Raw genomic sequence first — 12,460 nt, 5'->3', positions numbered from 1 at the left:
TTCTCTCTTTAAAAAATTAATCGTTCGCTGCGAGCCATTCTTCCAACAACTTCATATATTTTTCACGTTCTTCTACAAATGGCATGTGTCTGCTATTAGCGAACAGCTCCCATTTTGCGCCTGGAATCGCATCATACATAGTTTTTGCTACTAAAGGTGTACACAAATCATTTGTGCCACTTGTAACAAGTGTCGGGATAGTGACATCACGCAGCTTTTCGGTATAATCATACCCTTGTAAAGTACCTTCCGGCGAGTATTCATTTGGACCCCAAGCCGTGACATAGCTTTCAGTACCAGCTACTTTTTCACGCCACAATGGTTCAGGATCATCCTTAGTAAATACTGGAGCCGCATGGCGTACCATGAAGCGATCATTTGCCGCCAGATAAGCTGGTTCGTCGTAAACGCCGGTTTCTTCTGCTTTTGCAATGGCTGCTTGATCTTCTTCTGACATAAATTTGATCATCCGATGTTGTTCTTGCGCCCAAAGTTTGGCAGAAGGCAATGTACTAGAAAGTACCATACTCTTGATGCCTTTTGGTGCATAATCACAAACATAAATGATTTCTAACATTCCGCCCCAAGATTGGCCTAGTAAATGAACTTCGTCCAAACCTAGATGCTCTCTTAAAGCAATCAACTCATTGACCCATGTTTCCGCCGTCCAAAGTTCCGGCTGTGAAGGTACCGCAGATTTCCCGCAACCTAGTTGATCATACATGATGATCTGGCGGCCATCGACCGCCATTTCATCAAGAACTTCAAAATAGTTATGGGTTGATCCAGGTCCGCCGTGCATGACAATCAATGGTTTCTTATTACCGCTTTGTTCTCCAACAATCCGATAATAGGTTTGATGCCCTAAATAAGGCATATATCCTTCTTCGATTTTCATACGTTGCGCGGCCTCCTAACCGATTACTTCTAAGTCTTTCGGATAATGGTTCAAGTTTTCGCAGCCATCTTCTGTCACGATTACTAAATCTTCAATCCGTACACCGACTTCGCCTGGAATGTAAATTCCTGGTTCAATCGAGAAGACATTGCCTACTTCTGCGACAGCATCATTTGCTCCTGAAACGTCCCCTGTTTCATGACAATCGATCCCGATAAAATGGCCGAGACGGTGAGTAAAGTATTCGCCGTAACCTTTTTCCGTGATGTAATCACGAGCAGCAGCATCAAGTTCAGAAAATTTAACCCCTGGCTTCACAAGATCAATCGCACGTTGGGCAGCTTCTTTAACGATTTCATACACTTCACGACCTTTATCTGATACTTCTTTATAGAAGAATGTCCGTGTCATGTCGGAAGCATAAGAGTTTTTGATTCCGCCGATGTCTAAGATGACTGAATCACCCGGTTTAACTTTTGAATCATCCGTTTCATGGTGAGGATCTGCCGCATTTGCGCCATAACCTACGATTGGATCAAATGAGAAGCCGGTATTGCCTAACTCTTTGTAGATCTCGCCTAATTTTTCAGCCATTTCAGCTTCTGTTAGTTCTTGTGGCAATAATTTTTTCAAACGATCAATCGCGATCTCATTATCTGCTTGCGCATCACGCATTAATTGTTTTTCTTCTTCGTCCTTGATCGCACGGACCGCGTCAGTGACTTCCGAACCATTGCCTAATTTAGCATTAGGTACAAGCTCTAATAAGTGTAATAAGAAATGCGCAGGCCAATTCTTATCTACACCAATTTTTTTGTCAGTATCAACATACTCAAGTACTTTTTTCACAGCGTCGTCGGTATCATCAATAAATACTTTTTCCACGCCCAAGTCTTCTTCGACTGGGAATAATTTGTTAACGATCAATGTGTTTTTATTTTCTGGAGTAATTACTAATACTAACAACCGTTCACCAGGATGAATCCAGCGACCAGTTAGATAGAAAATAGTTGTTGGATCTGAAACTAGCAGTTGGCCATAACCTTGTTCTTTCATTTTCTCAATTACTCTTTCAACGCGACGTTCTTTCAAAATGTTTCACTCCTTCTATTGATATTCTTAGCCTGGCGGCATTATTAAAAACAGCTCTGTTTTCACGTAGCTGTTAATAATCCTTTTCGCGGAAACTAACTGCTATGCAACAGTTCGAAAACAACACAAAAAAATTGTGCAGCTATTCACCTATCACTAGTTTTAAAATAACCATAAAATCATTTGAATTTCAAGTCTTTCACAGAATAAAATCAACTAAAATTATAGGTATCCGCTTCCACTAGTTTACTATATCTTTCGGCTTATTTAAACAATTCTTTAAAGTTTTTTTCTAAATCGCCATTTGATTGGAATAATTATCAAAAAAATTGTCCCAAAATCTATTATTTCTCCAGTTATTTCTGCTCCTTATCTTTCTCTCATGGTTTTGTTTTTCTATTAAAATAATGGGATTTTCAATAACACTTTCTAAAACAATTAGTTTGTTTTTCCGAATGGAAATAAAATAAAAAACAATTCTGTTATACAACAAAATTGTTTCTACATTTTATTCACGAGAGTGAATTTTTATTCTTTTGCATTTTATGATAGGAATAGAAAAATTTAGGTGATAACTCATAACCCACTGTGATCCCTACAGCAATTGCGATAGCGATCTTCAAAACTTGAACACCAATTTGTGCGGCTTTGATGGAATCACCGATGAAAAAATTATAAGTAAAATTGTAAATTCCCATTCCGGGAACAAGGCAAAAAATACCACAAATCAAAAAAATTGTCACCGGTGCTTTTAAAGCAAAGGACGCTTCTCGTGAAAGATAAATCAATGCCATTGAAGCAATAAATGTCGCAGCAACTGGTGCAACCCAAAAATGCATGATCAGCAAATAGATGGCCCAACCGCAAGCGCCGATTACTCCGCAGTGAACATAATAGCAACGGGGAACCTCAAAAAGTATCGCAAATGAGATTGTTCCTAAAAACCCAGCTAGGATTTGAAGCAAAGTAGTGATCATGATTGCTTTCACTCCTTTCAATTTTCAAATAAATTAACTAAATAATTGCAAGACAAGTCCAACTCCTACAGAAACACAAAGAGCGGTAATCAGAGCATTGATCATCTGCCCCCAGCCAGAGCTGTAGTCGCCATCAAATAAATAACGTATACCATTAACAACCGCCACACCAGGTAGCAATGAAATGATTCCACCAGTAACTAGACTAGTCAGCTGCAGTACTGGAAAAAAATGAACAAACAAGCAAGCTAAAATACTGACAAAGCCGCTACTGGTAATTGTTGAAATAATATCCGACATATTAAATTTCGGTAATAAGTACATAGAAAAACAGGCTAATAGCACACCTAAAATGAATGCACCGATGGTATCCCAAAGACTTCCTCCAAAAATAAAACAGAAGCTGGCACTGCCAAAAGCATAGGCAAAAATTTTTAATGGATTTGAAGCAAAGGACTCATTTTTAATCTCCTGCAGCCACTCATTGGCATCCTCTGGGCTCAAACGTTTTTCTGTTAAGCGACGCGATAAGGTGTTGATCTGTTCAATCCGCCCCAAATTAATTGGAGAAATCGGAATATCCCGTACACGAGCCTGGACTGTTTGATCCTTCAGCCGAGCTGTCATAAAAATCCCATTGATTAAAACAAAACTATCAAATTCCTTCAAATCCAGAGCTTCCGCAATATGGCGTATGGTCGTCTCAATCCGCTTGATCTCCGCACCATTCTTTAATAGTGTTTCCCCAATATCATAGACGAAATCAAAAGCTTCCTGTTCATTCATCGGTTTCACTCCCTTTTTTACGTAATTAATCTGCCAAATCATACGTTTTTTTCATCAATAGTTTAAAGTGATTACTTGTTTAAAAAACGACGACAGCCTCTGCCGTCGTCGTCTTAGTATAGCCTATCTCAATCTTATAATTCAATCAAATCATGAGAAATACTGATCATATTTTCATAGCCGTCATCCGTGATCAAGACTTGGTCCTCAATCCGGACACCGCCCCAATCCGGAATATAGATTCCAGGTTCAATAGTCATAACCATACCCGTTTCCAATACATCATCATATTGTTCGTCAATGTATGGTAATTCGTGAACAAACAACCCGATACTATGACCAATATTCCGATACGTATATTGCGGATATTCTGTTCCCGCCAATGGTTTCAATGATGCTTGATAGATGTCTTTCACTGCGGCGCCATTTTTCATAACTGCTTCTGCTGCTTCTAGACTTTGTTTTTCAAGCTCATACACTTCTCGTTGTTTTTCTGACGCCTTTCCGACAACGACCGTACGTGTCATATCAGACATATAACCTTCGTATTGACAGCCAAAATCCATTAAGACAAAATCACCATATTCAATTGATTTTTTCGATGGAATACCATGTAACAAAGAGGTATTTGCGCCAGAAATTAAAATATTTCCATATGGCTGCGTATCTGCACCCTCTTGTACCATGTATAAAGAAAGCTTAGCTGCTAATTCTTTTTCTGTTACCCCGATGCGAATTTCCGGTAATAGCCGATTAAGTGCACGACATGAAATTTCGCAAGCGTTGCGCATGTATTGAATTTCTTTTGGTGATTTAATGGCACGCATGCGGTCAATTACACCGCCCGCTTGAACAAATTCCGCTTTGGTCTTCGAGGTGAAATCAGAATACATATCATAGGTCAGATAATCTGCTTCAAAAGCGATCGTCTTTATGTTTTTCTCACTTGCTAAGCGTGCCACTGTGTCCCCAACAGTCCGTCCGGGCAAACGCCAATTAATGATTTCATAATCTGGTACTTCAATATCCGCTTGTTCGGTATAACGCGGATCAGTCAAAAAGTATTGTCCCTCTTGTGTGAGCAAAATAAATGAATCGTCTCCTGTCCAGCCACTAGTAAAACGAACATTCACTCTTTTAGCAATAAAAAAAGCGTCCAATTTCTCTTTTTCCAAATACGCGCGAATCTTTGCTTCGTTTAACATTGTCACACGTTCCTTTCTGTTTTGAAGTTCTAGCCTTCTAAAGAATAGAGTAGCAGTCGCAGGAACTTTGGTCAACGCTTTCAAAAAATATACTCTCGGCAACAACCATAAATAACCATTCTAGCGGTTCATTCCTCTAAGTCTTTCTGACCATCAGCTCTAGTTTGACAGTTTATCGCGAAATCGCTTACCATTGATTTATCACATTTTTAAAAGGAGGTACTTATGGAAAAAGCTAGTCATCATACCTGTCAGCATAATCAACATGTGAAATCCAGCTTGCCTTTCAATCATAATCACGAGTTGAATCTTGCCAGACAAAATTGTGTTGCCTCGTTTAACAAACTTGAAATTATCCAAGAAAACAAAGTGATTTGGAGTCAAAAAGCTTATGATTTTTTGGAGAAGGACTGCCCTACTTCCGCAAATCCCAGTCTATGGGAAAATGCCCGCTGTAATCATCAGACAGGATTATTTCGTGTAACAGATAAGATTTTTCAACTTCGCGGCTTTGATATGGCGAACTTGAGTCTGATTTTGACTCCGCAAAATACTTGGGTGATTTTTGACACCTTGATGAGTATTGAATGTTCCCGAGCAGCGATTGAATTTGCCAATCGCTGGTTTGAAGAAAATGACTATCCAATTGTTGACGGACACATTGCAGGAATTGTTATCAGCCACTCTCATGTGGATCATTTTGGCGGAATTCGCGGGTTGTTTCCTGATTTCACGTTAGAGCCAGAGATACCTATTTTTGCTCCAACAGGTTTTACTGAAGCCGCGATTGCTGAAAATTTGATGGCCGGCAAAGCCATGGGACGAAGAGCAGGCTACCAATATGGCACCCTGCTAGAAAAATCCTCCACTGGCTCACTGTCAATCGGGATCGGTCAAGGGCAGTCTTTAGGAACGGTTAGTTTTGAGCTGCCGACAAAAGAGATTACTGAAAATCAAACGCTGGAAATAGATGGATTAGAAATGGTTTTTCAATTAACTCCCGGTACAGAAGCTCCCGCCGAAATGAACACATATTTTCCTCAGTATAAAGCATTGTGGATGGCAGAAAACTGTACCTGTACCATGCATAATTTATATACACTACGAGGGGCGCAGGTTCGTGATGCGACAGCTTGGGCAAAATATCTTCTAGAAGCCCAGCAATTATTTGGAGAACAAGCTCGGGTTATGTTTCATGCTCACACTTGGCCGCGATATGCAACAGCCGAAGTCCCCGACGCAATTAAAGATTACTTAATCTCTCAAGCTCGATTATATAAAGGTATCCATGACCAGACGTTATCCGCGATCAATAAAGGATACACCATCAACGAACTTGAAAGTCAGATTATGCTGCCAAAGGAATTAACGGAAAAATGGTACTTAAGACCTTACTACGGAACACTGAGTCATAATAGTAAAGCCGTCTATCAAAAATATATGGGCTGGTATGATTCGAATCCAGTAAATTTGGACCCGCTGCCGCCGATTGAAGAAGCTAAAAATTTCGTCAATTATATGGGTGGCGCACAGAAAATTTTACAAAAAGCCGCTGAAGACTATCAAAACGGTAACTATCGCTGGGTAGCTAAAGTAACCAATCTGATCGTTTTCGCAGAACCAGACAATCAGGATGCGCGCCTTCTTTGCAATAAGGCTCTCACCCAATTGGGGTATCAGGCAGAGTCAGGTACTTGGCGTAATGAATACTTAACTGGTGCTCTGGAGCTCGCGCAGGGAACAATCAAAAATCCCGATCATTATGCCAATGGATCTCAGGATCTGATCAGTCATCTCACTGGGGAAATGGTGCTCAATTATTTAAGTTTACTCACTATCCCTAGCGACAAACAGCTTTCTGGTATAGTTGTTTTTGAAGATGATTGGACTTTTGAAAATGGCGCGTACAAACAACGAAGCTCTTGTTACCAACTTGATTATTGGCGAGGAATCTTAACTTACTTTCCAATTAATTCAACTAATCTAGCATCACCAGAATATCTTTATCGTGGAAACAGAATACCTTTTATGAATCAGCTTCTCTATACGAAAACAGAGGAACTAAAAGAATGGCGTCAGCTATTTGAAATAAATCCTGACGAACGTTACTTCAATATTATTGAACCTTAATAAAATGGAACAACCAAAAAGCAGCAGAAATTCTCAATAGAAAATTTCTGCTGCTTTTTATTTACGTCGATGGCGACTCATCCGAGTCATTGGTGCATCAGATGAGGGTCTATCTGTTTTGGTTTCAACCGTTCGTTTTGGTTCACGTGAAGGACGAGCTTCTTTTCGGGTTAAAATTTCTTGCTTTGGTTTGGCAACACGCGGCTGCACATCTGAATTTTCAGCCTTTTTACGATCTGCTGCTTTTCTTAATTCTGAAACATCTCGTGTAGCGCTCTTTTCTTCTGTTTTTACTGAAGGTTTTTTAGTTCGCTTCGGCAATTCAGGAAATTTAAAGGATTTAATTGTTTGCTCTTCGTGGAAAAAGGGAATTCGTTGTAAAAACAAGTTGCCCAGATATCCCGCTAACCAGATCCACAAAAATAATTCCACTGGAAACAGTAATAAAAATAAACAGGCTGTAGCAAGTGGCTGTTTCAAGATTACTGCACAAGCGCTAGCTGTAAAAACAGCTACCAATAAGCCAGGTGAGTACGGCGATAGATTCGCAAAAGCCAATGCAACAGCGATACTTCCAAAAATCATCGGAAAGATTGTTCCGCCTCGCCAGTTGCAGGCCAGACAAATCATCGTAATCGCTATTTTACCAAATCCGATTAATAGCAGAATGAAAAAACTCATGGTTTCTGCCTGACGAGTAAAAGACAAGAGACTATGCTCGCCGGAAAATAAAAAGTATGGAGAGATCGTTCCCAATAATCCTAGAAGTACTCCCGCTAAAATAGCCAAAGGCAGTGGATTTTTGATCCGTTGATTCAGCTTGTCGCCCTTTTCTTGTAAAACCAAGAAAAATTTCCCAAAAAGCGCGCCTAAAATAATCATGGGAATAACCAGCAGCAAACCTTGCCAAGTAAAACTGCTCTCCATTCTGCGAATCGCAAACACTTGCTCTTGGTTAGGAAAGAGATTGTACGCTAAAAGATAACCAATGAAACCTGTAAACGTCGTAAAAATGTATAAAACGTATTTTTTAAGTTTACTTTCCGTCACCACTTGCCAATTATCACGTTCCACCGAACGTCCCACACCGAACAATGGTGTCATAAAGATAACACCCATGGATGTCCCGATGCTAAACTCGATCATATCGGTTCGCTGGTCAGCGGAGAGCTTCCTCCGATCAGCCATATACGTGACGAGACCACCAATGATTGCTACCAGAGCCGCTTCAGGCCCTAAGCTTGCGCCAAATAGCAACACGATCAAAGCGCCTAGTAAATTTCGAATCAGCTTTCCATCGTGATAATCGACTCGCTGTGTTTCTTGAAACTCATCAAAAGATTCTTGCAAGGTTCGAGGGTACCGTCCAAACGTTTTAACAAAAAAACCAATAGCTACCCCACCAATCGTACAAAGAATCAAAGGATAAAAGCGCGGATCCCCCAGCGCTTTAGGCAGTGTCTGCCATAAAAGTTGATGACCTACCTCTGCCAGCCCCATAAATAAAGCTATAATGACTCCTACAGCTAATCCTAAAAGCCCACTATAACCAAAAAGTGCTAGTTTAAACTTATTCATAAAATTAACCTTTCTATACTGATAGACTCCGCTACATTATATCAAAGGTTTTCGTTCTTAGGAGACCTTTTTAGAGACTTTTTGCGTTTTTTCAAGCTTTTGCCGCAGATTTTTTTGTTGAATAATTAATTGAACCGATGAAAGCGTTTGTTTAAGATCAGCGGTTAGCTCGTAATGATCAATTAGGTATTGTCGAGTTTTCTCGGTAAAGAAGCCCTTCATGAAGGCAAAAAAGAACCCTTCTGGATTTTTAACCGTTTTATAACGATACATTTGTTCGATAGCCTTAGCAATTGCATCCCCAATGTCACCCTTGAAATATTCGTTGTGTTCAAAGGTTAATACTTCAGCTTCTGCTGGTAATCCTGCTTGGATATATTGCTGTGTGCTGGCATATTTAGCTTTGAAAATAGTATCTACAAACCACCGTGCCTTTTGATAATTTCCCTCGCAAAATGGTAGAAATCGTTGAAAAGCTTGCTGTGGTAATAAATGAGCGTAACGAGCATTCAGGCCTTCGATCAAACTTTGATCCTGCGAAGTAGCTGTAATTTGCGGCGACTTGCTGGTTACTTTTGTTGCATTTGTGGTTTGTTTTGCTAATTGTTTTTGTGTACTTGTAAGCAAATCTTGCGAGCTCCTAGACGCAGATTCTGCTTGTCTATCCACAGTGGATAACTCGGCTTTTTTTTCAGGAACTGAGTTTTCCACAGGAGTTAAGGTTTTTGTGCTCATATAATTTTTAAAAGACAATTGAACAACCATTCCCTTTTCAGGTGCTTTAGGATTAGAAACATAGATACGATAGTTCTTTAACCCATGACGCAGAACCTGAATTAAGCCCGCTTTTATCAATACATTTTTCAAAGTTGTTATTTTTCGTTCAGACACACGTAACAAAGCTGCCGCTTCTTCGTTTGAAAAATAGATATAAGGAATCCCTGCTTCATCTAGCCAGCTTCCGTCTTTTTGGGAGTTGTAAATACTGCAAGTCATGCGCATTGTGTAAAGGGCATGGAGCATCATTGCTTCAATAGAAAGCTTTTCATATTGTGGATTATTAATTAAATTCATATCAATCGGAATATAATTTCCGTTGGGTAAGTTTGTTGCTGTCATGATATTTTCTAAATTTGTGGACACGACAAAAAACCTCCTTATTCACTCTCAAAATTATTTACGAAAGTTTTAAAGGAATGCTTACTGTCACAAGATATTTGATTGAGAAAGTATCCAAAATATGGTATACTTAATAGAAGGTTAGGCAAACGCCAATTTTTCTAACCCTTAAACGTTTATCTAAATGTGACAGGCTAATTCGCCAAAATTAGCTCAAACCTTTGAGTTTAAAGATCGCCAAATCTTTAAACTCTTTTTTTCGTTTTTTTCTACATGTATAGAATAATGGATTAAAAGCCTGTTGTAAAGCGATTCCCTACCATCTTTTTTTAGAGTAAACTTTTATTATGTTTATAAAACAAATTAAGGTTTACTCTAATATAGAGATAAAAACAATTTTGGTTTACTTTATTAAAGGATATAAAAGTATTTATAGTAAACCTTAAATTAAGTATTGTCTTCCCCCTGTTCGAGTTGTAATGTGGATAAAAAGTAATGTGGATAAGGACTTCTTTAGTTATCCACAGCCTACATAGAGAAAGCTCGTCTTTAGGAAAAAGTAAACTTTAAAAAATAATAAACAATAATAAAGGTAAACTTAAATAACAGATAACTTTTAAAAAAGTAAACCGTAATGCAAGATGAACTCTACATTACGGTTTACTTTTTTTACGTCTATTTCTCATCATTTTCTAATTCTTTGAATAATTTTTGGTACTTTGGCTTCTCTTTATACTCTTCCATCGAGGCTTCTTCAAGTTGATTTAAGAAACTTCGATCATCTCTTGAAAGACCTTTTTCAAGATAATAGTCGTATAAGAAGTCAATCATTTTATCTGGTGTATACCCATCGAACTTTGCATTGATTAAATTTTGCATGCGAATCTTAGTTCGGGCAGAGATTTTTTGCATTTCTAAAGCTTTTAAACGTGGATCGTAATATTGACGTTTACGCCCTCTCTTCCCTGCTTCTGATTCTTTGGGTTGAGGAGGATGTTGCTGAATTTGATTTCTCTCATTTAATTGTCTCGATTCATCGTGAAATGAAGAACGACGAAAATCTGTTTCTGGGCTTAGCGTACGTTTTGCTAAGAGGTCTTGAGAGCTAGGTTTCTTCTCTTCTTTATCTTGATTGGAATACTCAGACATTTTTTCAATGCCTTTATTCTTTTTATTCGCCGTTAAAAGCGAATCTAGCTTCATTTTTTTCGCCATTTAACGTCTCCCCTACTCTTCACCGCTCAATATAAGGCGATGTTCATCAATTTCGTCCAAAATATTGACGAAAACCTCGTGTGCGCGCTTGTCCCATTGCTCAACTTTACCGTTTTTGTTGATTTCATAGGTTATTCCGGACCCATCGTAGCGTTTCAAACGGCTTTGATTTAACACAACCGTATCTAAAAGATGCGCACCGTAGATTTCTCTTGCTGCAGTATAGATCTCTTGGTCAACGGAGTCCCGCTTTTGCATCATAAATGGAACAATCCCTACGACTTCAAGATCTGTTTCGTACTGTTCAATGAAGAAATTCATGTAATCAATGTAATTTTGCGCTCCTTTGAGTGATTTCACCTGTGTTTGCAAAATGACGATAACATATTCTGCTACATACATGGCGGCATTTGAATAAGTGCTGATTGTCGGAGGCACATCAATATAGATGACATCATAAATACTCTTAAGTGGTTCGATCAATTCCTCCATGTATTTAAATTGAGACAATTTATCGCCAGGATATTTCTCAATCATATAATCAGGAAAATCAGAAAATGAAATATTCGCCGGGATCAGATCCAAATTCGGAATGATCTGGTAAATTGAGGACTGAATGTCACCAGAACGAACAGCCTCCCAAATGGTTGCATCAAATTCGTCAGGCAAGGTATCATTGCCAAAATTTTCAGCAGTCAGCGACAATACGTCACTTGTATTCCCTTGAGGGTCCAAATCAATAACTAATGTCTTACGATCTTTCCGAAAAGCACTCTCGAAGGAAAGCATTTGAACGGTCGTCGATTTACCTACGCCCCCTTTAAAATTTCCTACTACATATGTCTCAGCTTTTTTTGGCATACTAATTCTCCAATCGTAATTTCTCAATTTAAAGTTTACTATAAAACGATAATAATATCAATAAGGTTTACTATAATTCATTAAATGAGGTAAACTATAATTGGCTATGGAGATAAAGTTTACTGTAATTACATAAAATAGAGTTCACTTTAATTAATAAATGAGGTATACTCTATTGTATCAAATGAGGTAAACTTTATCTTATATGTAGTTTACCTCATTTGATTATTTAAGTTAACGTTTTTCTATATAAGAGTATACTTGAATTTAATAAAAAGTAAACTTTATCTGTAGCAATATCCTTTAATATCAGTATTTATCTTTCAAAAAAGTCTACTTTAAAAAGAATATAGGTAAACCAATGATTAGTTAAAAGTAAACCTTATATTATTTTTAATCTTAATAAAGTAAACCGTTTTAAATTAAAGTAAACTGCATTTATTTCTATTAAGGTAAACTATTTATACTTATAAAAGTAAACTCTAAAATTATCAATATTATGAGGTAAACTTTTTCTATATGAAATTAAGTAAACTTTTTTGAATAAGAAAGTTTACTTAAATATTCTAAATTGAAGTTTACCTATAAATAAAAAGTCA

Annotated in this window: 10 protein-coding genes; 1 reads left to right on the top strand and 9 read right to left on the bottom strand. The window is 38.1% G+C overall.

The features are described 5' to 3' along the window. Positions 1 to 16: 16 nt before the first annotated feature. From pepI to AUF14_RS17340, 5 genes are all read right to left on the bottom strand, one after another. Positions 17 to 898: a proline iminopeptidase gene (pepI, locus tag AUF14_RS17360; RefSeq protein WP_048721253.1), complete on the bottom strand. Its 882-nt coding sequence runs from the start codon at positions 896 to 898 to the stop codon at positions 17 to 19. Between the two features lie 15 nt (positions 899 to 913). Then, entirely contained in the window at positions 914 to 1,990 is a 1,077-nt protein-coding gene (locus AUF14_RS17355) for a M24 family metallopeptidase (protein WP_049220006.1), read from the bottom strand. Between the two features lie 512 nt (positions 1,991 to 2,502). Further along, positions 2,503 to 2,979 (bottom strand): threonine/serine exporter family protein, encoded by a 477-nt coding sequence (locus tag AUF14_RS17350; RefSeq protein ID WP_227655729.1) that lies wholly within the window; start codon positions 2,977 to 2,979, stop codon positions 2,503 to 2,505. A 21-nt stretch (positions 2,980 to 3,000) separates the two neighbouring features. Next, the gene (locus tag AUF14_RS17345; RefSeq protein ID WP_016178910.1) at positions 3,001 to 3,753 is read right to left on the bottom strand and encodes a threonine/serine exporter family protein; all 753 of its coding nucleotides are present in this window, start codon (positions 3,751 to 3,753) and stop codon (positions 3,001 to 3,003) included. Between the two features lie 134 nt (positions 3,754 to 3,887). Continuing rightward, complete coding sequence (locus AUF14_RS17340; RefSeq protein ID WP_048721259.1) at positions 3,888 to 4,958, bottom strand: M24 family metallopeptidase; 1,071 nt, start codon at positions 4,956 to 4,958, stop codon at positions 3,888 to 3,890. A gap of 225 nt (positions 4,959 to 5,183) precedes the next feature. Here AUF14_RS17340 and AUF14_RS17335 point away from each other — a divergent pair, with 225 nt between their 5' ends. After that, positions 5,184 to 7,088, top strand: a complete 1,905-nt coding sequence (locus AUF14_RS17335) for an alkyl/aryl-sulfatase (RefSeq protein ID WP_048721262.1) — start codon at positions 5,184 to 5,186, stop codon at positions 7,086 to 7,088. Between the two features lie 57 nt (positions 7,089 to 7,145). On the opposite strand, the gene AUF14_RS17330 is transcribed toward AUF14_RS17335, so the two are convergent. The 4 genes from AUF14_RS17330 to AUF14_RS17315 all read right to left on the bottom strand — a co-directional run bounded on the left by AUF14_RS17330 (position 7,146) and on the right by AUF14_RS17315 (position 11,861). Continuing rightward, entirely contained in the window at positions 7,146 to 8,666 is a 1,521-nt protein-coding gene (locus AUF14_RS17330) for a chloride channel protein (RefSeq protein WP_048721264.1), read from the bottom strand. Positions 8,667 to 8,723: 57 nt separating this feature from the next. After that, complete coding sequence (locus AUF14_RS17325) at positions 8,724 to 9,809, bottom strand: replication initiator protein A (RefSeq protein WP_049220254.1); 1,086 nt, start codon at positions 9,807 to 9,809, stop codon at positions 8,724 to 8,726. Between the two features lie 651 nt (positions 9,810 to 10,460). Then, positions 10,461 to 11,000, bottom strand: coding sequence for a hypothetical protein (locus tag AUF14_RS17320; RefSeq protein ID WP_049220255.1), 540 nt, complete (start codon positions 10,998 to 11,000; stop codon positions 10,461 to 10,463). 12 nt (positions 11,001 to 11,012) lie between these two features. After that, entirely contained in the window at positions 11,013 to 11,861 is an 849-nt protein-coding gene (locus tag AUF14_RS17315) for a ParA family protein (RefSeq protein ID WP_016178916.1), read from the bottom strand. Between the last annotated feature and the right edge of the window lie 599 nt (positions 11,862 to 12,460).

This window comes from Enterococcus avium (genome assembly GCF_002891025.1).
GTDB classification, from domain to species: Bacteria; Bacillota; Bacilli; order Lactobacillales; family Enterococcaceae; genus Enterococcus_A; species Enterococcus_A avium.
The sequence above is the reverse complement of the archived record's forward strand: the minus strand, read 5'-3'. Positions and strand labels throughout refer to the sequence as shown.